Below are 21,472 nucleotides of genomic sequence, written 5' to 3'. Positions count from 1 at the left end.
GGCCGATGATCGGCACCATGCCAGCTCTGTCTCTACGGTCGGCGTCACCCACCGATTCGGTGGCGCTGCTCAGTCGGATCCGTCGGGGGGTGATCGGCGACGGTGACGTGGTCGACGGCCCCTACGGACCCAGACGGATCACCTTCGCCGATTACACCGCGTCCGGGCGCTCGCTGGATTTCGTCGAGGACTTCATTCGCCGCCAGATCCTGCCGGGCTACGCCAACACTCACACCGAGACGTCGACCACCGGCCGTCGCAGCACCCGCTGGCGCGAGCATGCGCGGAGCGTCATTCACCGCGCGGTCGGCGGTACCGACGACCATCTGGTCATCTTCTGCGGCTCCGGATCCACTGCTGCGATCGACAAGCTGGCCCGGTTGCTCGGCGTGCGCGGACCGAAGACCGGGTCCGGGCCCCGACCGGTGGTGTTCGTAGGTCCGCACGAGCACCACTCGAACGAGCTGGTGTGGCGCGAGTCCGACGTCGATGTGGTGTCGATCGGGCAGACCGGGAGCGGCGTGCTCGACCTGTCGATGCTGGACGAGCGGCTGGCCACGTTCGCGGACCGGCCGCTGCGCGTCGGGGCGTTCTCCGCGGCCTCCAACGTCACCGGGATCCTTGCGGACGTCGACCGGATCAGCCGGTGCCTGCACTCCCGCGGGGCGCTCGCGGTGTGGGATTACACCGCCGCGGCGCCGTACCTGCCGATCCGGGCGGAGCACAGCGACGCGATCGTCTTCTCCCCGCACAAGTTCGTCGGCGGCCCGCAGTCCCCTGGGGTGCTGGTCGTGCGCCGCGGGCTGGTGCCTGGCCCGGTCCCGACGGTGCCCGCGGGCGGAACGATCGCGTTCGTCGGCCCGGATGCGGTGCGGTACCTGGACGACCCGGTCGCCCGGGAAGAGGGCGGCACTCCGGCCATCGTCGAGTCGATCCGGGCGGCGCTCGCCGTCACCGTGAAGGAGCTGGTCGGCACCGAGCTGATCGAACAGCGGGAGCAGCACTTCTGGCGAAAGGCGGCTCTGCGGTGGAGTCGCAATCCGCATCTGGAGCTGCTCGGCGACCTTCGTGCGCCGAGGCTGCCGATCGTGTCGTTCCGGGTTCACCGGCACGGCCGGGTGTTGCACCACAATTTCGTCGTCGCGCTGCTGGACGACCTGTTCGGGATCCAGGCCCGTGGCGGGTGCTCGTGCGCGGGTCCGTACGGGCACCAGCTGCTCTGCATCACCCCGCGGCGGTCGGCGGCCCTGCAGGAGCAGGCGGGCCGCGGATTCCTCGGCATCAAACCGGGGTGGGCACGCGTGAATTTCGCCTACTTCATGACGGACGAGGTCGCGGATTTCGTGATCGAGGCCATCGAACTGGTGGCAACGGACGGCTATCGGCTGCTCGACGACTACCTCTTCGAACCGCGCAGCGGACGATGGCGGCATCGCTGCGCGCCGGCCGACCCCGAGCCGTCTTTCGGTGCGCTGCTCGACGCGCCGGTCCAGGTCGGTCCGCCGTGGTCTCCGGCCGTCGGCGAGGAGGTGCTGCCGAGCTATCTCGCGATGGCTCGGGAGTTGCTGTCCGCCACCAGCTATGACCTCGAGGATCGACCCAGCGGCCTGCCGCCCGAACTGGAGCATCTCCGGGACTTCCACCTGCCGGCTCGCTGTTTGCTGACCGTCTGACACCGGCTCGTCATCGGCGCTGGGTCTGGCCGGGCATGCCGGTTTGGTGGGGTGGCAGGGTGGCGTATTGGTGGCCGGTGGGGGTGGTGACGATGGTTTCGCCGGGTTGGTCGCCGGGTTGGGTGTGCCAGCCGGGGATGTCTTTGGCGTAGTTCCCGGATTCGCAGAGTCCTTGGCCGTTGTCGATGCTGGTGTCGCCGCCGTCGCGGTAGGGGGTGATGTGGTCGGCGTGCCGGATCGCGGCGGCGCAGTAGGGGTGTCGACAGACCCGGTCCCGCAGGGTGATGAACCTGCGCAGGATGCCGTCGAACTCGCGTTTCCGGGAGTCCATGTTGGTCGCGACGCCGGTGACCGGGTTGACCAGCACGCGTTGCAGCCACACCTTCGCGCGGCGGAATTCGCGGGCGGTCACATCGGGTTCGGGGTTGGTGGTTTCGCAGGTGCATTCGCCCGGTGGGTGCTGGCCGGCGGACGCGGCGGGTGGTCCGCTGGCTGGTGTTCCGCTGGCTGGTGGACCGTTGTCGGGTGGTTGGCCGGCGATGATGGCTCTGGCGTGTTCGGCCGGGATCGGACCGAAGTCGTTCAGGTAGGCCGGTTCGTCACCGCCGTTGAATACCGTGTCCGGGGTGACGGTCAGGTTGATCACGACGGGCACCAGATGCGGGTCGCGTTCGCCGGTGACCGCACAGACCAGCAGGTCGGCCATGATCTGGTTCAGGGTGCGGGTCTCGCCGCCGACACCGCGGATCGCTTTCGCCCTCTTCAGCAGGGTCGCGTACACCCGCACACCCTGCGCCAGCGGCAGCGAGGCCCCGAGGTTCGCCATCCCGTCCTTACCCGGCCGCACCCAGACCCGCCGGTCCTTCTCCGCGGCAGTGCGGCGGTTGATCAGGCCTTTCGGGTCGATCGCGTAGGCGGCCTGGTCGGCGGCGTGTTCGGTTTGTTTCTTGTTCCACCCCGGCATCAACGGGCTGATCCCGGCATCGACGATCGTCGCGTCCAGATCGGTCAGGTGCGAGGTGCGGTTGGCCAGGATCGCGCACTGCTCCTCAGACACCGCACCGGCCCACAGCTGCTGCAACGCCTGCGGTAGCCGGTCCCGCAACGTGACAGCCAGAGCGACGTGCCGGGACGCCGCGACCGGCGACACCCGGCGGGCGAAGCCGATCTGCTCGCCGATGCCGCGGCCCTGTTTCGAGGCCGCCACCCCGGCGGCGGCCTGTGCGGCGCGTTGCTGTTCGGCGAACGCGACCTCCTCCGCCAACAACGCGGCGGCCAGGACCGCCCGGGCCTGTTCCAGCGCGGCGATCCGATCGATCCGGGTTCCCGGGTCCGCGGCCGGTGCGGACGTGTGCAGGATGTCGGTGAAGGCCCGGGTCGAGCGGATCATCCCGTCGCCCAGCGGCCGCAGCAGCCGGGCCGCCTGCTCGGCGAACCCTTCGCCCGCGGTGAGCCGGATCGGCGCCCACGACGGTGCCAGCGCCGCCAGCACGGCCGCTCTGCCTTCCGGTACCCCACCCGTGTCGATCATACGTTCGATTCTACTCCGAACCTCCGACACTGCAAGGGATTTGATCTCTGTTCGCTTCCGGTGAACCCGACCGAATCTCGGCAGGGCAGCACCCGATCCACGCGGCCGCCGCCATCGGCGAGCACATCCGGAACCAGCGGCGGTTCCGTCCGGCGTGATCGGCCCACCGTAGAACGCACCACCGACAGCGCCGGATCTGACGGCTGTGACAATGGGCGGATGTCGACGACCTCACCACCGGGCGCGGCGATTCGGTTGCGGCCCGCAGGGCCGGCCGACATCGAATCGCTGGCACGGATTTTCGTCGCGGCGTTCCAGCACGCGTATCCCTCCGTGCTGCCGGCGGAGGTGTTGGCCAGGGTTGACCTGCCGTGGACGATCGATATCTTCAACAACTGGAGCGCCTCTCCGGGTCTGCAGACCGTCCTCGCCGAGAAGCGAGGAGCAGCAGTCGGTTTCGCTCGCTTCGGGAACGATGTCGCCGACGACAGCGAAGACCGAACCGGCTACCTGGCCTCGCTCTACGTCGATCCGGCGGCCGCGGGTGCAGGGATCGGACGGGACCTGCTCGATCACGTCTGTCGGACCCAGGCCGAGCACGGCAAGCAATTCATCCGGCTGTGGGTGTTCCGGGACAACCAGCGCGCCCGCCGGCTGTACGAGGCTGCCGGCTTCGTCGCCGACGGTCGCGAGCTCACGGATCCCGAATGGCAGGTGCCGCAGATCGGTATGTCCCGTCGGCTGTCCCGGGGCGGGCAGCTGGCCGCAGGTCAAGGACAATGACCTCCATGCCAACACCCTCGACCTCAGAACCGCAGCAGCTGCTCGATCTCGCGACGAGGGCGGCACACGCCGCCGGCGCTGAACTGCTCCGGCGATACGGCCGGATCGAGGGGCTGGAGACGAAATCGTCGGCCACCGATCCGGTGTCCGACGCCGATCGCGCCTCCGAGCGGATGCTCGTCGAGATGATCCTGGCCGAGCGGCCGGATGACGGGATCATCGGCGAGGAGGGCGCGGATCATCGGAGCGCCAGCGGCTACACGTGGGTGATCGACCCGCTGGACGGCACCGTCAACTACCTCTACCAGCTGGACAACTTCTCGGTGAGTATCGCAGTGGAAGCCGCGACCGAAGGCGAGACCCCGGACGGCACCGGCGATCCGGTCGTCGCCGTCGTGTGCGATCCGGTCACCGGCCGCACCTTCACCGCCACCCGCGGCGGCGGCGCGTTCCTCGACGGCCGTCGGCTACAGGTGAACGAGCCGGTGCCGATGGACCGGGCGATGGTGGCCACCGGTTTCGGCTACGACCCGGCCCGGCGGGCTGCCCAGGGCGCCTTCGTTGCGCGGCTGTTGCCCCGGGTGCGGGACATCCGCCGGATGGGCTCGGCCGCGCTGGACCTGTGCGCGGTCGCGGCCGGCACGGTCGACGCCTATTTCGAGGAAGGGATCCAGCACTGGGATCGGGCAGCGGGGGCCCTGATCGTCCGGGAGGCCGGCGGGCTGATGACGGAGTTCACTCCTACGGGCCAGCCGAGCGGTTGGCTGGCGGCCGGCCCGAGCCTGCATGCCGTGTTGACCGAATTTCCCGGCGGCGGCAAATAGCTCCTTCGGGCGAGGTCTCGGATAACGATTCGGGCAAGGAGCGCCGCCGAACGGGTGACCTGATTGCCCGGACGCCTCCGGGCTGCTTGGCTCGTCACACAAAGTTCACTCAGGCGTGTGCTGGTGGACCACCTGAGCGCCCACACTGACCCGGCCGCACCTCAACGGTGCTGCCGGGGGGCTCGATCTTCACGTTCCGGACACAATCCGGACCCGCAGAAAGTGGTGAGTGCGTGCACAGAAATCGATGGATCGCCGGCTTCTCGGCCCTCGGTCTGACAGTGGGAACTGCGCTGGTGGTGCCGTCGACGGCCCAGGCCGTCGACCTGACCAGCAAGGTCGTCATCAACGAGGTCTACGGCGGCGGCGGCAACGCCGGCGCCACCTACCTGAGCGACTTCATCGAGCTGTTCAACACCGGAACCACGCCGATCGATCTGAGCGGCTATTCGGTGCAGTACGCCTCCAGCGCCGGAGGAAACTGGGCACAGACGCCCCTCTCCGGCTCGGTCGCGCCCGGCGCGTACTACCTGGTCAAGGAGGCCGACGGCGCCAACACGTCGGCGACCCCACTTCCGACACCGGACGTGACCGGCACCATCCCGATGTCCGGGACGGGCGGCAAGGTGGCGCTGGTCAACAACCAGACCGCGCTGGCCTGCGGCACCGATTGTGACGGCAATGCCGCAGTGGTCGATTTCGTCGGTTGGGGCACGACCGCCAACGACTCCGCCGGATCGCCGGCGCCGGCCACCACCAACAGCACTTCGGTCGCCCGCAATGCTGCCCACGCCAATACCGGCAACAACGCCGTCGACTTCATCGCCGGCGCGGCCACCCCGGGCACCGGCCCGACCGATCCCGGCGTCCCGCAACCGAAGACCATCGAGGAGATCCAGGGCACCGGTGCGGCTTCGCCACTTGCCGGCAAGGCCGTCATCACCAAGGGTGTGGTCACAGCGGCGTACCCGGTCGGCGGAAAGAACGGCTACACCATCCAGACCCCAGGGACCGGCGGCGCGATCGACTTCGCCAGCCACACCGGCTCCGATGCCGTCTTCGTCTTCTCGGCGGCCACCGTGGGCAGCGTCGCCATCGGCGACTACGTGCAGGTCACCGGAATCGTCAGCGAGTTCAATGGGCTCACCGAGGTGACCGTCAGCACCGCAGCGGACCTGGTCAAGCTGACCGACACCGTCGAAGCGCCCACCGCGGCCACCACCACCGCGCCGCTGAGCACCGATGTGCAGCGCGAGTCCCTCGAGTCGATGCTGTACCGGCCGACCGGCGACTACACGATCACCAACACCTACGGCACCAACCAGTACGGCGAACTCGGCCTGGCATCCGGCGACCAGCCGCTGCTGCAGTGGACCGAGGTGGCCAAGCCGGGCACCGCCGAGGCGAACGCCGTCAAGGCCGATAACGCCGCCAGGGCAGTGGTTCTGGACGACGGCGCGACGACGAACTTCCTGTCAGCGGCCAACAGCGCGCAGACCCCGCCGTATATCTCGATGAGCGATCCGATCCGGGTCGGTGCGCCGGTCACCTTCACCAAGGACGTGATCGTCGACTACGCGAACAACGCCTGGAAGTTCCAGCCGACCGCGCAGGTCACCCCGGCCGACGCCGCCGCCTACCCGGCCACCTGGACCGACACCCGCACCGCAGCACCGGACGACGCCAAGATCAACGCTGACGGGCAGTCCGACTTCAAGGTCGCCTCGTTCAACGTGCTGAACTACTTCACCAAGCTCGGCGCCGACGTCGCCGGCTGCACCTCGTACAACGACCGCGAAGGCAACCCGATCGCCGTCAACAGCTGCCCGGGCAACGGCCCGCGGGGCGCCTGGGACGCGGCGAACCTGCAGCGTCAGCAGGACAAGATCGTCGCCGCCATCAACGGTTCCGGCGCGAATGTCGCCGGTCTGATGGAGATCGAGAACTCGGTCGTCCTCGGAGAAACGACAGACAGCACGGTCGCCCACCTCGTCGACGCGCTGAACGCCGATGCCGGCGCGGGTACCTGGGCCTTCGTCCCGTCGTCGACCGAACTGCCGCCGGCCTCCGAGATGGACGTCATCAGCAACGCGATCATCTACCAGCCCGCGAAGGTCACCCCGGTCGGCGCCTCGCACGCGCTCGGCACCCTCAGCGCTGACGACCAGGCGTTCGGCAACGCCCGCGAGCCGATCGCCCAGGAATTCGTTCCGGCGGCCGGCGGCGACAAGTTCCTGTTCGTGGTGAACCACTTCAAGTCCAAGGGATCTGCCGGTCCGTGGCCCGGTGACACCGACACCGGTGACGGTCAGGGAGCATCCAACGAGTCCCGGGTCCGGCAGGCCACCGCGCTCAAGGACTGGATCCCGACGATCGTCGATCCGGCCGCAGAGGCCGTGGTGATGGTCGGCGACTACAACTCGTACTCGCAGGAGGACCCGCTGCAGGTGCTGTACGCGGCCGGCTACACCGATGCCGAGCACGACTTCAACGTCGGCAAGTACTCCTACTCGTTCTCCGGGCTGTCCGGCTCGCTGGATCACGTACTGCTGAACGCGAAGGCCCAGCAGCGCGCGACCGGCGCCGACATCTGGAACATCAACTCGCCGGAGTCGGTGGCCTTGCAGTACAGCAGGTACAACTACCACGGCACGCTGTTCTACGCGCCCGACGAGTACGCGGCTTCCGATCACGACCCGGTGATCCTCGGCTTCAAGAACAGCTTCAAGAACACGAGCCCGCCGAAGACGCTCAACCTGTTGAACATCAACGACTTCCACGGCCGCATCGATGCCAACACGGTGAAGTTCGCCGGCACCGTCGAGCAACTCCGCGCCGAGGGCGGCGACGCCAACACGCTGATGCTGTCGGCCGGCGACAATGTCGGCGCCTCGCTGTTCGCTTCCGCCTTCGAGGACGACAAGCCAACTATCGATGTGCTGAATGCCCTGGATCTCAAGGCATCTGCCGTCGGCAACCATGAGTTCGACAAGGGCATCGACGATCTGAAGAACCGGATCCAGGCGCCCTACGACGCCACCACCAACCCGCTGGGCGGCGCGAACTGGAAGTACCTGGGCGCCAACGTGTACGAAAAGGGCACCCAGACCCCGGCGCTGCCGGAGTACGAGATCCTCACGGTCGACGGCGTCAAGGTCGGCGTCATCGGCGCGGTCACCGAGGAGACCCCCTCCCTGGTGACCCCGACCGGAATCGCCAGCCTCGACTTCGGCGACCCGGTCGCCGCCGTCAACCGCGTTGCCGCTCAGCTGACCGACGGCAATCAGGCCAACGGCGAGGCGGACGTGCTGATCGCCGAGTACCACGAGGGCGCCGGATCGGGCACCCCGGACGGCGCCACGCTGGAGCAGGAAGTGGCGGCCGGTGGTGCCTTCGCCGACATCGTCACCAAGACCAGCCCGAAGGTCGCGGCCATCTTCACCGGCCACACCCACAAGGAATATGTCTGGGACGCACCGATTCCCGGTGTCGCCGGTAAGACCAGGCCGATCCTGCAGACCGGCTCCTACGGCGAGCGGATCGGTCAGATCAAGCTGACCCTGAATGCCGACAACACGGTCGCCTCCTACACCGCCCGCAACGTCGCGCGGGTCACCACCGACGATGCGACCCTGGTCGCGACGTACCCGCGGGTGGCGACGGTCAAGACCATCGTGGACGGTGCGCTCGCGAGGGCCGCGGTGATCGGCGATCAGCCGGTGTCGTCCGTCACGGCGGACATCACCACCGCGTTCAGTGGCACCGGCGCGGGCTACACCGGTCCCGGTGATACCTACGTCGCTCCGACCCGGGACGACCGCGGCAAGGAGTCCAGTCTGGGCAACCTGGTGGCCGATTCACTGGTCGATTCGATGTCGTCGGCCGATCGCGGCGGCGCCACCATCGGCGTGGTCAACCCCGGCGGCCTGCGGGCCGAGTTGCTCAAGGGCAACGACGGCGTGATCACCTACGCCGAGGCGAATGCTGTGCTGCCGTTCGTCAACAACCTGTGGACGGTCACCCTGACAGGTGCGCAGTTCAAGACCATGCTCGAGCAGCAGTGGCAGACCAACGCCGACGGCACGATCCCGTCGCGGAACTACCTGCAACTGGGTCTGAGCAAGAACGTCAGCTACACCTACGACGCGAACGCGGCGCAGGGCAGCCACATCACCTCGGTGACCATCGACGGCAAGAAGCTGGATCCGGCGGCGAACTACCGGATCGGCACCTTCTCGTTCCTGGCCACCGGCGGCGACAACTTCCGGATCTTCACCTCCGGCACCGACGTCAAGGACTCCGGTCTGATCGACCGGGACGCCTGGATCCAGTACCTGAAGGACAACGCCCCGGTGTCGCCGACGTTCGCCCGGCACGCCGTCTCGTTGCCGAACGTGCCGGCAGAAGTGGCACCGGGCAGCGCACTGGCCTTCACCGTCGGCGGGTTGAACCTGACCAGCCTCGGGTCGCCGAGGAACACCTCGGTGACGGTCAAGATCGGTGACACCTCGCTGGGTGACTTCCCGGTGAGCACCGTGCTGGATGCCAACGACGCGTTGAAGAACGGCGTGCTCAACGGCAAGGCGGACGTCTCCGCGACCGTCCCGGCATCGCTGGCGGCCGGCAGTTACGACCTGACCGTCACCGCGGCGCCGTCCGGCACCACGGTGCGGATCCCGATCACGGTCAAGGCCAAGGAAGGCGTGCCGCCGAAGCTGTCGATCAATGCCCGTTCGCAGTGCTGGGACGGCAAGGCCGTGGTCGCGGTGTACGCGCTGAACACCGGTACCGTGCCGACCGATATCCGGCTCACCACGCCGTTCGGCGACAAGAAGTTCGACAAGGTCGCTCCGGGCAAGGCCGCCTACAACGGTTTCTACGCACCGACCAAGGTGGTCGAAGCCGGGAATGCCACGGTGGCCGCGTACACCTACGTGAACGGGGTCGGGTCGTACGTCAGCCTGAAGGCGCCGTATCTGGCGATCGACTGCCGGGTGACCTCGACGGTCACGCTCAGCGGCGCGGCCGGCCAAACCTACGGCACCAGTAAGCCGCAGACGCTGACGGCGTCGGTGGCGTTGGCCGACGGGTCGAAGGCGGCCGGCACCGTGGTGTTCCGCAACGGCGTCACCGAGTTGGCGACCGTGCCGGTCAACAAGAACGGCAAGGCGAAGTTCAAGGTGGTCAGGAAGACGCCGGCCGGGGTGCTGCGGGTCACCGCGGAGTTCGTCCCGGCGAATCCGGCGGATGTCGCCGGTGCCACTTCGGCGGAGACGAAGTTCCAGGTGTACACGGCGTTGACCGACACCTCGGTCACCGGCAAGGTCTCCGCGCTGTCGAAGAAGCTGGCCGAGCAGAGCGGCTTCACATCGGGTCTGACGCTCACCGCGACGGTGGTGGTGAGCGACTCGACGGTGAAGGCCAACGGGGTGCTCAACGTCAACATCAACGGCAGCAAGGCCGCGTCGGTGACGGTCAAGAACGGCAAGGCGAAGACCGCCGTCATCCCCGTTGCCAAGGGCACCGCCACGGTGATCGCGACCTTCCTGCCGACCGATCCGAACCTGGCCCGGTCCGGTTCGGGGATCGTCACGGTGAAGATCAAAAACTGACGTCGGTTCACCACCGGAGCCCGGGCCGTCAACGGCGACCCGGGCTCCGGCCGTCTCGCGGCGGCCGGCGGCGGCGCACCGGATCGGGTGACGGCCCGTGATTCCCGCGATTCGGTGCGAAGGCCGGAGTGACGGTTCGTGCCCGCGGTCCCCGATGGTGGGAATGCCCGCGAGTTCCGTTGATGGCCGTGGTGTCGGTGTGGTCTGATGATCCAGGTCCAACAGCGCGGCCACCTGTATTTCTGTCCCATGCGGAGGCGCTGTGTCCGTTGTATCCTCGCCCGGCAAGGCCGGTGCGGTCGTGGCCGGACGGCCATCGAGCGGCCGGTCGGCCAAGGTCGGCAGGCTGCTCGCCGAGCTCTCGGCGGCCGGTGACCCGACCCGGCGCCGTCAGCTGCGTACCGCCGTCATCCTGGCCAGCCTGCCGGTCGCCCGTTCGGTCGCCGCACGCTATCGCGGGCGGGGCGTCGATCAGCACGATCTGGAGCAGATCGCCGCGCTGGGGCTGGTCAAGGCGGTCCGGCGCTGGAAGCCAGGGCTGTCCGACGACTTCCTGCAGTTCGCCGTGCCGACGATCACCGGCGAGATCAAGCGCTACTTCCGCGACCACTGGTGGACGGTGCGCCCGCCGCGGCGGTTGCAGGAGACCAGGGCCGCGATGGCGCAGTTCGAGCAGGACTACCGACAGGACACCGGGCGCGAGCCCGGCGAGCGGCGCACCGCCACCGAGTTGGGCGTCGGCCTGGACACCGTCCGGGAGGCCAAGCAGGTGCGGCAGCGGGCCCGTCCGTCATCGCTGGAGGCGGCCGCCGAGGCCGACAACGGCAGCTACGACCGGGCACTGGCCACCGACGATGTGAACCTGCGCCGGGTCGAGGACCGGTTGACGGTCCAACGCATGCTGGAGACCCTCAGCGAGCGGGAGCGGACCGTGGTGCAGCTGCGGTTCTTCCGGTCGTGGTCGCAGGCGAAGATCGGTGAGCGGATCGGGGTCAGTCAGATGCAGGTCTCCCGGATCCTGCGGGACATCTACGGCAAGTTGCGCCTCCGCTGGGAGAACTGAGCCCGGAGCGGCGCGGAATCAGTTGCTGTCAGGCAGTTTCGAGGTCGACACCAGATGCCCGGCCACCGCGCTGAGCTTGCGATTGCTGTTCTGCGAATACCGGCGCAGCACCGAGAATGCCTGCTCGGCATTGATCGAATAGCGTTCCATCAGGATGCCCTGGGCCTGGCCGATCAGGTGCCGGGCATCGACTGCGCGCCACAGGTCCTGCTCGGTTCTGCTCCTGGCCAGTGCCACCGACGCGTGTGCGGCCACCACCCGGCAGGCGATGATCTCTTCGTCGGTGTAGCCACGACTCTGCTCGTCGTACAGGTTGAGGGCGCCGAGCATCCGGTTCGCGGTGAACAGATGGATGGACAACACGCTGCGGATCCCGGACTGCCGCACCGCAGGGCCCCAGCGCGGCCAGCGCGGATCGGTGGCGGTGTCGGCGATCGCGTAGTAGCCGCCGTCGGCGGCTGCGGTCAGGCAGGGCCCCTCGCCGAGTTCGTACTGCAACCGGTCGGCCGCCGCTGCGGCATCGTCGGTGACGGCGGCCGAGCTCAACGACCCCGGTCGGTCGATCAGCGTGATGCTGGCGTGGTCGGAGACCGTCGTCTCAACCGCGAGCGCGGTGATCGAGGCGAGCGTCGTCGACAGGTCGCCGACCGCCAGGTGCCGGAACCTCTCGGCCAGCACCAGTTCGAGCGGGTCGGATCCGAGGTGATCGACGGGCTCCGGGTCCGTCCTGGGCTTCCGGTCGCCGGTGGGGTCGGCGGCGGCCGTCACGGGGCACCGTTCGAGGAATCGGCGGGCGGCGTCATCGGTGGCACCGCCGACCGGGCTGATGCCGACGATTCGCGGCGGCCCTCGGCCCCGCCGGCGGTGCCCTCGGTGCCACGGATCACCACGATCCGATCGCCCGGCTGGAACACCTTGACGCCACCGGAATCGAACCGGTGGGACACCCCGTGCCGGATCACCGTCAGCACGATCTCACCCTGCGCGGACAACCGGGACGGCGCCAGCCCGACATCCTCCGGACGCACCACGCGCTCCGAGATCTGCAGTCCGGCAACGGGTTCCAGCAGATCCTCGAGCAGTTCGCCGGCGGCCGGCGCGATGGTCGACAACCCGAGCAGCCGGCCGGCGGACTCTGCGGTGGGGATCACCACGTCGGCGCCGCCCTGCCGGAGCACACCGATGTTCTGCTCTTCTCGCGCCGCCGCCACGATGGTCGCGTGCGGAGCCAGCCGGCGCGCGGTCAGCGTCACCAGCACGCTGGTGTCGTCCCGATCGGCAGCGACGATCACCCGCTGGGCGCCGGGAACCGCCGCCCGGACAAGGACCTCCTCCCGCCGGGCATCGCCGACCACCCCGACACAACCGTCGCCGGTGGCCACCTTGATCATCGCGCTGTCGTTGTCGACCACCACGATCGTCTCTGCGGGACAACCCTGGTCGATGAGTGCGGCGACCGCCGAGCGGCCCTTCATGCCGTAACCGATCACCACCGTGTGCTTCTTCACGCGTCTTCTCCAGCGGGCGTAGCGGAACTGTTGGCGGCTGCGTTCGGTCAGCACCTCGATGGTGGTGCCGACCAGCACGATCAGGAACAGAAAGCGGAGCGGGGTGATGACGATGATGTTCGTCAGCCGCGCCGCCGGGGTTTCCGGGGTGACATCGCCGTATCCGGTGGTGGACAGGGTGACGGTGGCGTAGTAGAAGGCGTCCAGCCAGCTGTCCACCTTGCCATCGAGATCCCGGTAGCCGTCGCGTTCGAGGTAGACGATGGTCGCGGTCAGCACGATGCAGGCGAAGGCAATGCCGATGCGGATGAGGATCGCCCGCAGCGGACCGTGTTCACGTTCCGGCAGCGCCAGCCGGACCGGCAGTTCCTTGGACACGCCCGAACCCTACTGCCGTTCGGCGCGGCATCGGCGCAGGGCCGGTCGGGGCCACCCGATCAGTTGGTGTGCGGGTCCTGATCGGCCAGGAAGGCCTCGATCTGGGCGCCGAGTTCGTCGGCCGTCGGCAGCGGCTCGGACTCGGCCAGCAGACCGCGGCCGGTGGCCGCCACGAAGGTGTCGTACTGCCGCTCCAGCGCCTGCACCACCTCGGCCACCTCGGCGTTCCCCTCCAGCTCGCCGGCCAGCTCACTGTCGAAGGTGCCGATCGCGGCGTTCAGGCCCTCGGGGTCCAACTGCAGGGCGGCCAACTCGCCGACGGTCCGCAGCAGGTGCTGCGCGGTGACCGGGTAATCGCTGCGCGACAGGTAGTGCGGGACGTGCGCGGCCAGCCCGATCGCGTTCAGGCCCAGCTCGCCGAGCCGGTACTCGATCAGCCCGGCGACGTGGCCGGGCACCTGCATGGTGCCCATGAATGCCTCGGACGTCGAGACCAGGCCCGGTTGGCCGGAGTGCTTGGACATGCCGGCGGGCCGGGTGTGCGGCACGGCCATCGGAATAGCCATCAGGCCGATCACCAGGCGGATGTTGAGCCGGTGCACCAGATCGACGATGGCCGCGGTGAACCGCTCCCACAGCAGGTCGGGTTCCGGGCCGGTGAGCAGCAGGTACGGGGTGCCGGCGGTATCGGTGAGCCGCCGGATCTGCAGGTCGAGACCCTCGTAGGCGGTGAACGCGCCGTCGGTGTAGGTGAGGGTCGGCCGGCGCGAGCGGTAGTCGGTGAGCACGTCGGCGTCGAACCGGACCACCACGTTGCCGGCGTCGGGGGAGTCTGGGCCACCCTCGTCCGTCAGCGCCTCGGTGCCCTGCAGCAGATGCTGGACCGCGATCCGGACACCGTTCCCGGCGTCCACGTAACCGTCGAGGGCGACCAGCAGCACCGGCTCGCCCAGGCCGTCGGCGGCCTGCGCGTTCAGGGTGTACAGATCTCCCGGCTCCAGCATGTGTTTCCTCAGCACTCCTTCGAGTCGTTGCCCCTCAAGGATGCAACAGCGGCGGCCGGATGGGGATTCCCGGGGCAGTATTCCCCTTCGCCGAGAGCGAACCGTGACCTGGCGGGCCCGTGCCCACGACCCGTTGCCGACGACCCAGGCGCCGGGCCATGGGATTCTGCACGGGTGGGAGAACCGACGGGGACGAACGGCGTCACGGTACTCGGCTGCCTGTCGGAGGACGCCTTCGCCGATCCCGCCGCCGTGGCCGCCTCGCCCTGGCTCCGCGGGGTCGGCCGGCTGCTCGACTGCCAGAACGGACACCGGGTCGGGCCACGCCCCGGCAAGCAGATCGATCCGCTGCTGGTCGGGCGGGTGCTGGTGATCGGCGAAGATGCAGATCTGGCCGCGGTGGCCCTGCGGCTGCTGCGGACCGACGGGCTGGGCTCGGTCGAGCTGGCCTACGTCAGCCGGTTGCCCACCGCGTTCACCGCGGCCCGCCGGTTGCCCACCGGGCCGGCCGGACTGCGCACGGCCGGGCAGGGGGTGGCCACGCCGACCACGCTGCTCCGCGACGACTCCGGCGGGGTGCTGCTGGCCGAGGGCATCATCGCGCCGATCACCGGGCTGGTCTACGCCGACGAACACCGGCTGCTGGCCGGCCCGGCGACCCGGCTGCTGGTGAGACCGGACGACCTGGACAGCAAGGGGCTGACGGTGACCGTCACCCGCCGTCGCCGGTTCGGAGTGTTCGGCGGCGGCTCGGGCACCACCGCGGCCCGGGCCGTCCAGGTGACGGGCGAACCGATGACGCCGACCCTGGACGGCGTCGTTCGTCCGCGGCCGGTCACCACCTGGATCTGGTACCGGCACACCGAGCCGCTGCTGCTGGTGCGCGCCCAGCCGTAGCGGGGTTGTCCCGGTGCGCGTAGCGGGGTTGTCCCGGCGCGCGTAGCGGGGTTGTCCCGGTGCGCGTAGCGGGGTTGTCCCGGCGGGTCAGCCGGCCAGCGCCTTGCGGGTGTAGATCTCCTCGGCGTCCAGCAGCTTGCCGACCTGCTCGATGATCACGCTCTCGATCTTCCCGCCGAACAGCGGGATCGGCACCGAGGCCTGGCCCTGCACCGTCAGCACCGATTTCCCGGTGTCCGCCGGACTCAGCGTCATCGTGCCGTTCAGGGTGGCCGGGGCGTTCTTGATCACCACGTCGAAGTCCGCCCGGTAGCTGCCGTCGTCGGTCGGCCGCCAGGTCTCGGTCCGCAAGATCACCGGGTCGCCGGGCAGCAGTGAGGCGACCATGGTGGGCATCGCGGAGGCCGGGATCGCCTGCTTGGTGGCGATCTTCACGGTGCGATCGGTGCCGTCGCCGGTGCTCGTCAGCTCGGTGATCTCGGGGTCGATGCCGCCGGCCGCCTGCAGTCTGCCCTCCAGGAAGCCCCGGTCGGAGAACTTGCCGAACACCGTGTCCGGATCGGCGTCGTAGTTCTGGACAGCATGCAGATCGGTCGACACGGAGGCTCCTGTGGGGTTCGGGTCGGAACTGGTCGCGCCCCAGTAAACCGTATTGCGGGCGAAATCACGTGCAGCTCTAGTCTTGCAAGGTGCCCGCCCCCTTCATGCTCTGCGACCTCACCACTCTGCGGTTGGGCGGCCCCGCGCCCGAGTTGATCAGGGCAGCTACGCCGCAGCAGGTCGCCGAGTCGGTCGGCCGCCGGGATGTGCTGGTGCTCGGCGGCGGGTCGAACCTGGTGGTCGCCGACGCCGGTGTCGAGGTCCCGGTGGTGCAGATCGCGATCGGTGGCATCGCCCGGGAGCGGGCCGCCGACGGCGCCGAGCTGGTCACCATCGGGGCCGGCCTGAACTGGGACGACGTGGTCGCCGAATTGACCGTCGAGGGCCTGGCCGAGGTCGCGCCGCTGTCCGGCATTCCGGGCTCGGTCGGTGCCACCCCGGTGCAGAACGTCGGTGCCTACGGCGCCGAGCTGGCCGACTTCCTGGACAGCGTCACCGCGTTCGACCGTCATCGCGGGGAGATCCGGTTGATCCGGGCGGACGAGCTGCAGCTCGGCTACCGCAGCTCGATGCTGCGCGGCACCGATCGGGCGGTGATCCTGGAGGTCACGCTGCGGCTGCACCAGGGGTCGACCGCCGTGCGCTACCCGGAACTTGCCCGTCGGCTCGGCGTGCAGGCGGGGGACCAGGCGCCACCCGCGGCGGTCCGCGAGGCGGTGCTGGCGCTGCGCCGCAGCAAGGGGATGGTGCTCGATCCGGCCGATCCGGACACCAACAGCGCCGGCTCGTTCTTCACCAATCCGATCCTGGACGAGCAGCAGTTCGCCGCCGCCACCGCGGCGATTGCGGCCCGGCTCGGTCCCGACGTGGCGGTGCCGGCCTATCCGGCCGGTCCGGGGCGCACCAAACTGTCGGCGGCCTGGTTGATCGAGCGGGCCGGCTTCGCCAAGGGCTATCAGGGTCCGGGTGGCAGAGTCTCTATCTCGACCAAGCACACCCTGGCGCTGACCAACAGGGGCACCGGCAGCACCGCCGATCTGTTGACGCTGGCCGGCGAGATCCGCGACGGCGTGCAGGCCGCGTTCGGTGTCCGGCTGCAGCCGGAGCCCGTGTTGGTCGGGGTGAGCCTGGGCTGACGGGGGCTCTGCTCGGCGTACCCGCAGGTCGGTGCCCACGGGTCTCACATGGTCCGCCGGTATCCTCAGCGATCATGAGGAAAAGACGGCCGGCTGCGCGCCGGGCGACGATGGTCGGTGCGTTGGCAGCCGCGGTCGCGATGGTGCTCAGTTCGTGCTCGTCGGGCGGGGAAGTCGTGGTTACCGTGCTCACCACCCCCGGGGTGGCGCAGAGCTCGGCCCCGGTCACCGTTCCGGGGCAGGATGCCGCGGCCGATCCGAGCGGCAGCCAGCAGGCGCCGCCCGCCGAGACCAGCTCGGGGAAGCTTGCCGACGCGATCCGGATCAGTGCGAAACCGGCCTTCGGCAGCAAGAACAACGGCCCGAACGACCCGGTCACCATCACCGTTTTCTCCGGAAAGATCGCCGAGATGACGGTGACCGGGGACGACGGGTCGACGATCGAGGGCAAGGTCGGTGACGACAAGGCCACCTTCACCACCACCGACAAGATGACCTATGGCGTCACCTACACGTTCGCCGGGACCGCGGTGGCGCCGGACAACAGCACCAAGAAGATCTCCGGGAAGATCTCCACGGTCAAGCCGACATCCACTGTGCAGGCCCTGATCCAGATCCCCGAGGGCGGGACCGTCGGGGTCGGCGCCCCGATCGTGCTCACCTTCCTGACTCCGGTCACCGACAAGGCCGCCGCCGAGAAGGCGCTGAAGGTGACCACCGACAAGGGCGACATCGAGGGATCGTGGGGCTGGCTGCAGGACGAGGACTTCATGAACCAAGGCTCGCAGCAATCCCAGGTGCATTTCCGGCCGAAGGAGTACTGGCCGGCCAACACCAAGGTGACGGTGACCGCCGACTTGGCCGGGGTGAACCTCGGCGATGGCGCCTGGGGCCGCGAGGACCTGGTCCGGCACTTCACCATCGGGCGCAAGTTGGTGATGGTGGCTGCGGTGGAGACCAAGCATCTGGTGGTCTGGAAGGACGGGAAGATTCTCCGCAACTATCCCGTTTCCTACGGCAAGGAATCCGAACCGGGGAGGACCACGGTCAGCGGGATCCACATCGTGCAGAGGAAGGACCTTGAGTACAAGATGACGAACCCGGAGTTCGGCTACTACAACCTGCCGGAGCGGTGGGCGATCCGGATCAACAACAACGGCGAGTTCATCCACGAGAACAAGGGCGTGGAGGCGGCTGGGTACCTCGGCAAACGGAACGTGTCGCACGGCTGCATCAACATGGGCGGCAAGGACGCCGAAGAGCTGTACAAGATGGTGATTTACGGCGACCCGGTCGAGGTGACGGGTACCTCGGTGCAGATGAGCGCCAAGGACTATGTCTACGACTGGGCGTTCTCCTGGGAAGACTGGAAGAACCTATCGGCACTGGGCTGACGGCCCGGCGCCTCGCGGCCGCACTGGACGAACTGGGGGCCCAGTTCGTCCACGAGGGTGACGGCTCGCCCGGCAGTCCGGATGCCTTCCTGGTGACGCTGCCGGGGGAGCGCCGACACCGCACCCTTGTCTGGCTGATGGTCGGCACCCACGACCTGCTGATCGAGTCGTTCGTCTGCCGCCGGCCGGACGAGAACGCCGAGGGCGTCTACCGGTATCTGTTGCAGCGCAACGCGTCCCTGCGCACCGTGGCCTACGCACTGGACGCGGTGGGCGATATCCATCTGGTCGGCCGGCTCGGGCTGACGGCTGTTGCTGCCGACCGGGTGACGGCCGAGATCGACACCCTGCTCGGCACCGTGTTGTCCGCCTCGGACGCCGATTTCAACCCGATTCTGGAACGTGGCTTCGCCTCGGCAATCCGGCGCGAGTGGGCCTGGCGGCATTCCCGCGGCGAGTCGGCGAAGAACCTCGAGGCGTTCCGGCACCTGATCGATACCTGAGCTCGTAATGCGATCGTGACCTCGGGGGTGCAGCCGACCGGACCCCCTGTTCCGTCCCCACGGACAACCAGCGTTGCTGCGTTCGGCGGCCGCGCGTCAGTCCTGGGAGCAGCGATGGGGTCAGCAGCGAAGCGGAGAGCTCAACGACGAACAACCGCGGCTGACGGTGGCCGCCCCCGATCCGGTCGCCGGTGGGCAGCCGGCCTGCTGGCCGCGCTGGTCGTGTCCGGCGCTGCGGTGTCGGCCTGTACCAACTCCAACGAGAACTCAGCGGCGGGTGACGCCGCGTCCTTCGGCAACGACTCGGCGGAGTCCGGCCCGGCCGGCGGGGCAACTGAGCAAGAACGGGCGGCCGGCACCGTCGGTGCGGCTGCGCCGTCGGCGGCCTCGTCCGCCGGTGCAGCCGCGTCCGCGGCAGCGGAATCGGGCTCGGCCGGTTCGGCCGCGGGGGACTCGGCCGACGGCGGATCGGGTGCGGCGAAGGGTGGCTCGAAGGCACCGGCGACGACCGATCCGGAGCCGGTCGCCATGGACGGGCGGCAGATCATCCGCACCGCCAGCTTCGCCGTCGAGGTCACCGTGCCCGCCACCAAGGACTCCGATGCGGATCAGAAAGCGTTGCGGCAGAAGGTGTCCGAGCTGGCGATCAAGGCCAGGGCGGCCGGCACCGGGGTCGGTGGTTACGTCAGCGCGTCCGAAGGTGAAGGAACCACCCAGTCGATCACCCTGCGGGTACCGGTGAGCAAGTACGACGCGGCGCGCAGGGCGCTGGCCGGGCTCGGCGAACTGACCGGCACGGAGAGCTCCGAGGACGTGACCGGGGCGCTGGCCGATATGGACGGCCGGATCGCCACCATGAAGGCCGCCGTCGGCCGGCTGCGGCAGTTGCTGACGAAGGCGACCAAGATCTCCGACATCATCGCGATCGAGTCGGAGCTGTCCGGTCGGGAGGCCGATCTCGAGGCGATCATGCGCAAACGGGCGGCGATGGCCGATCAGGTCGCGTTGTCCACCATCACGCTGGTGATCTCCGGGAAGGTGGTGGCGGCCACCGAGAAGTCGAACCCGGCGCTGGTGCTGCCGGTTGCCCAGCTCGGGTCGCCGGGACCCTCGGGGTTCGTCGGCGGTGTGCTCGGCGCGATCACCGTGCTGAAGAACATCGGCGCCGGCATGGCCGTGGTGTTCGGGGCGCTGCTGCCGTTCCTGCCGATCCTGATCCTGTTGGCGTTCGCCACGCCGTGGCTGCGCCGCCGGTTCGGTGAGCTGCGGCGGGACCGCTCGCCAGGTGCCGGACTGCGCCCGGAGTTGCGCGGAGACCGCTGACTGACCCGATCGGGTGATAAAACCTCCTGGCTCTTGACCCAGCCGTTCTGAACCGGTTTAAAGAGAACAACATTAAACCGGTTTAGTTGTTGAACCGGCGGCGGCGACGATGCAGCGGAGGCTCCGATGGCGCGCAATCCGACGATTGCCGATGTCGCCGAGCGAGCCGGTGTCTCCAAGGGTGCCGTCAGCTTCGCGTTCAACGGCCGGCCCGGCGTCGCCTCGGCCACCAAGGAGCGGATCCTGGCCGCTGCCGCCGAACTCGGGTACGCGCCCAGCTACTCGGCCCGGTCGCTGTCGAACCGCCGCGCCGACGCGATCGGTCTGGTGCTGGCGCGGCCACCGGAACTGTTGCGGGCCGATCCGTTCTTCCCGCCGTTCATCGCCGGCCTGGAATCGGTACTCGCCCCGACCGGTCGTTCACTGGTCCTGCGGTTCGTGTCCGCCGTCGACGAAATGGCCGCGTACACCGAGCTGTCCCGATCCAACCGGATCGACGGTGCGATCGTCGCCGACCTGCGAGTGGGTGATCAGCGACCGGCCTTGCTGGCCGAGTTGCGGGTGCCGTTCGTCAGCCTGAACCGACCGGACACCGCCGGTCTCGGTCCGGCAGTCTGCCTGGACGACCGGCCCGGCGTCCGCGACGCCGTGAACCGGCTGATCGCGTTGGGCCACACCAGGATCGGTCACATCGCGGGTCCCGCGGAATTCCTGCATGCGAACAGTAGGCAGGCCGAGTGGGCCGGCACGCTCGCCGCCGCGGGCCTGCCGCCGGGACCGCTGGTGGAGACCGACTTCACGGCCGGCAGCGGCGCCGCGGCCACCGAGCGGTTGCTGGCACTGGCCGACCGACCGACCGCACTGCTGTACGCGAACGATCTGATGGCGATCGCCGGCATGTCGGTGGCGCAGCGAAAGGGCCTGCGGGTGCCGGAGGATCTGTCGGTGATCGGCTTCGACGACACCGAGATCTCCGGCTACCTGCATCCGGCGCTGGCCAGCGTGCGCACCGACGCTTACGGCTGGGGCGCCGCCGCCGGTGGCCGGCTCACCGAGCACATCGACAACCAGGACGCGACAGACCTGGAACTTCCTGCCGCGCAATTCGTTCCCCGCGGGTCGATCGGGCGACCCGGCGGCAGCTGACCGCGATCCATCCGTCTTCACCGCAGCACCGATCGTCACCGCGCACCAGATCGTCACTGCAGCACCGAACGTCACTCACCTGACCGACCCCACCCAT

General features: G+C 68.9%; 16 protein-coding genes. 11 read left to right on the top strand and 5 right to left on the bottom strand.

From position 1 onward, the window contains the following. Positions 1-17: 17 nt before the first annotated feature. Complete coding sequence (locus K340_RS0117220; protein ID WP_051266714.1) at positions 18-1,673, top strand: aminotransferase class V-fold PLP-dependent enzyme; 1,656 nt, start codon at positions 18-20, stop codon at positions 1,671-1,673. A gap of 10 nt (positions 1,674-1,683) precedes the next feature. On the opposite strand, the gene K340_RS0117215 is transcribed toward K340_RS0117220, so the two are convergent. Next, positions 1,684-3,204, bottom strand: a complete 1,521-nt coding sequence (locus K340_RS0117215) for an HNH endonuclease (protein WP_029137614.1) — start codon at positions 3,202-3,204, stop codon at positions 1,684-1,686. A 219-nt stretch (positions 3,205-3,423) separates the two neighbouring features. Between K340_RS0117215 and K340_RS31010 the strand changes: the two genes are divergently transcribed. The 4 genes from K340_RS31010 to K340_RS31005 all read left to right on the top strand — a co-directional run bounded on the left by K340_RS31010 (position 3,424) and on the right by K340_RS31005 (position 11,486). After that, positions 3,424-3,987, top strand: coding sequence for a GNAT family N-acetyltransferase (locus tag K340_RS31010; RefSeq protein WP_051266672.1), 564 nt, complete (start codon positions 3,424-3,426; stop codon positions 3,985-3,987). Between the two features lie 5 nt (positions 3,988-3,992). Further along, the gene (locus K340_RS0117205) at positions 3,993-4,811 is read left to right on the top strand and encodes an inositol monophosphatase family protein (protein ID WP_029137613.1); all 819 of its coding nucleotides are present in this window, start codon (positions 3,993-3,995) and stop codon (positions 4,809-4,811) included. Between the two features lie 233 nt (positions 4,812-5,044). Then, positions 5,045-10,423, top strand: coding sequence for an ExeM/NucH family extracellular endonuclease (locus tag K340_RS0117200; RefSeq protein ID WP_029137612.1), 5,379 nt, complete (start codon positions 5,045-5,047; stop codon positions 10,421-10,423). A 262-nt stretch (positions 10,424-10,685) separates the two neighbouring features. After that, positions 10,686-11,486: a sigma-70 family RNA polymerase sigma factor gene (locus tag K340_RS31005; protein ID WP_161632130.1), complete on the top strand. Its 801-nt coding sequence runs from the start codon at positions 10,686-10,688 to the stop codon at positions 11,484-11,486. Between the two features lie 18 nt (positions 11,487-11,504). Here the strand turns inward: K340_RS31005 and K340_RS31000 are convergent, their stop codons facing one another. The 3 genes from K340_RS31000 to K340_RS0117180 are packed head-to-tail and all read right to left on the bottom strand — an operon-like array spanning position 11,505 to position 14,376. Beyond that, positions 11,505-12,254: a GAF and ANTAR domain-containing protein gene (locus K340_RS31000; protein WP_084614585.1), complete on the bottom strand. Its 750-nt coding sequence runs from the start codon at positions 12,252-12,254 to the stop codon at positions 11,505-11,507. Beyond that, positions 12,251-13,372, bottom strand: a complete 1,122-nt coding sequence (locus K340_RS30995) for a potassium channel family protein (protein WP_084614584.1) — start codon at positions 13,370-13,372, stop codon at positions 12,251-12,253. Before K340_RS30995 ends, K340_RS31000 begins: the two co-directional genes overlap by 4 nt. A 59-nt stretch (positions 13,373-13,431) precedes the next feature. Further along, complete coding sequence (locus K340_RS0117180; protein ID WP_029137611.1) at positions 13,432-14,376, bottom strand: PAC2 family protein; 945 nt, start codon at positions 14,374-14,376, stop codon at positions 13,432-13,434. A gap of 174 nt (positions 14,377-14,550) precedes the next feature. On the opposite strand from K340_RS0117180, the gene K340_RS30990 reads away from it, so the two are divergent. After that, positions 14,551-15,273: a hypothetical protein gene (locus tag K340_RS30990; protein WP_051266669.1), complete on the top strand. Its 723-nt coding sequence runs from the start codon at positions 14,551-14,553 to the stop codon at positions 15,271-15,273. 87 nt (positions 15,274-15,360) lie between these two features. Here K340_RS30990 and K340_RS30985 read toward each other — a convergent pair whose 3' ends face one another. After that, the gene (locus K340_RS30985; protein WP_051266667.1) at positions 15,361-15,873 is read right to left on the bottom strand and encodes a DUF2505 domain-containing protein; all 513 of its coding nucleotides are present in this window, start codon (positions 15,871-15,873) and stop codon (positions 15,361-15,363) included. Positions 15,874-15,977: 104 nt separating this feature from the next. On the opposite strand from K340_RS30985, the gene K340_RS0117165 reads away from it, so the two are divergent. The 5 genes from K340_RS0117165 (at position 15,978) to K340_RS0117145 (ending at position 21,375) form a co-directional block, all read left to right on the top strand. After that, entirely contained in the window at positions 15,978-17,009 is a 1,032-nt protein-coding gene (locus K340_RS0117165; protein WP_037365300.1) for a UDP-N-acetylmuramate dehydrogenase, read from the top strand. Between the two features lie 74 nt (positions 17,010-17,083). Beyond that, entirely contained in the window at positions 17,084-18,403 is a 1,320-nt protein-coding gene (locus K340_RS0117160; RefSeq protein ID WP_084614583.1) for a L,D-transpeptidase, read from the top strand. After that, complete coding sequence (locus K340_RS0117155) at positions 18,355-18,906, top strand: type III secretion system chaperone family protein (RefSeq protein WP_245599604.1); 552 nt, start codon at positions 18,355-18,357, stop codon at positions 18,904-18,906. Before K340_RS0117160 ends, K340_RS0117155 begins: the two co-directional genes overlap by 49 nt. Before the next feature lie 114 nt (positions 18,907-19,020). Further along, complete coding sequence (locus K340_RS34465; protein WP_084614582.1) at positions 19,021-20,229, top strand: DUF4349 domain-containing protein; 1,209 nt, start codon at positions 19,021-19,023, stop codon at positions 20,227-20,229. Positions 20,230-20,355: 126 nt separating this feature from the next. Continuing rightward, positions 20,356-21,375: a LacI family DNA-binding transcriptional regulator gene (locus K340_RS0117145; RefSeq protein ID WP_029137606.1), complete on the top strand. Its 1,020-nt coding sequence runs from the start codon at positions 20,356-20,358 to the stop codon at positions 21,373-21,375. Positions 21,376-21,472: the final 97 nt, after the last annotated feature.

This window comes from Nakamurella lactea DSM 19367, assembly GCF_000426645.1.
GTDB lineage: Bacteria > Actinomycetota > Actinomycetes > Mycobacteriales > Nakamurellaceae > Nakamurella > Nakamurella lactea.
This window is presented reverse-complemented; position numbering and strand designations above follow the sequence as displayed.

Bases quoted from the DNA above. Each gene is read 5' to 3' on its own strand.
- K340_RS34465 (WP_084614582.1), top strand. From the start codon at position 19,021: ATGGGGTCAGCAGCGAAGCGGAGAGCTCAACGACGAACAACCGCGGCT.
- K340_RS0117220 (WP_051266714.1), top strand. From the start codon at position 18: ATGCCAGCTCTGTCTCTACGGTCGGCGTCACCCACCGATTCGGTGGCG.
- K340_RS0117205 (WP_029137613.1), top strand. From the start codon at position 3,993: ATGCCAACACCCTCGACCTCAGAACCGCAGCAGCTGCTCGATCTCGCG.
- K340_RS0117165 (WP_037365300.1), top strand. From the start codon at position 15,978: ATGCTCTGCGACCTCACCACTCTGCGGTTGGGCGGCCCCGCGCCCGAG.
- K340_RS0117180 (WP_029137611.1), bottom strand. From the start codon at position 14,376: ATGCTGGAGCCGGGAGATCTGTACACCCTGAACGCGCAGGCCGCCGAC.
- K340_RS31010 (WP_051266672.1), top strand. From the start codon at position 3,424: ATGTCGACGACCTCACCACCGGGCGCGGCGATTCGGTTGCGGCCCGCA.
- K340_RS0117160 (WP_084614583.1), top strand. From the start codon at position 17,084: ATGAGGAAAAGACGGCCGGCTGCGCGCCGGGCGACGATGGTCGGTGCG.
- K340_RS0117215 (WP_029137614.1), bottom strand. From the start codon at position 3,204: ATGATCGACACGGGTGGGGTACCGGAAGGCAGAGCGGCCGTGCTGGCG.
- K340_RS0117145 (WP_029137606.1), top strand. From the start codon at position 20,356: ATGGCGCGCAATCCGACGATTGCCGATGTCGCCGAGCGAGCCGGTGTC.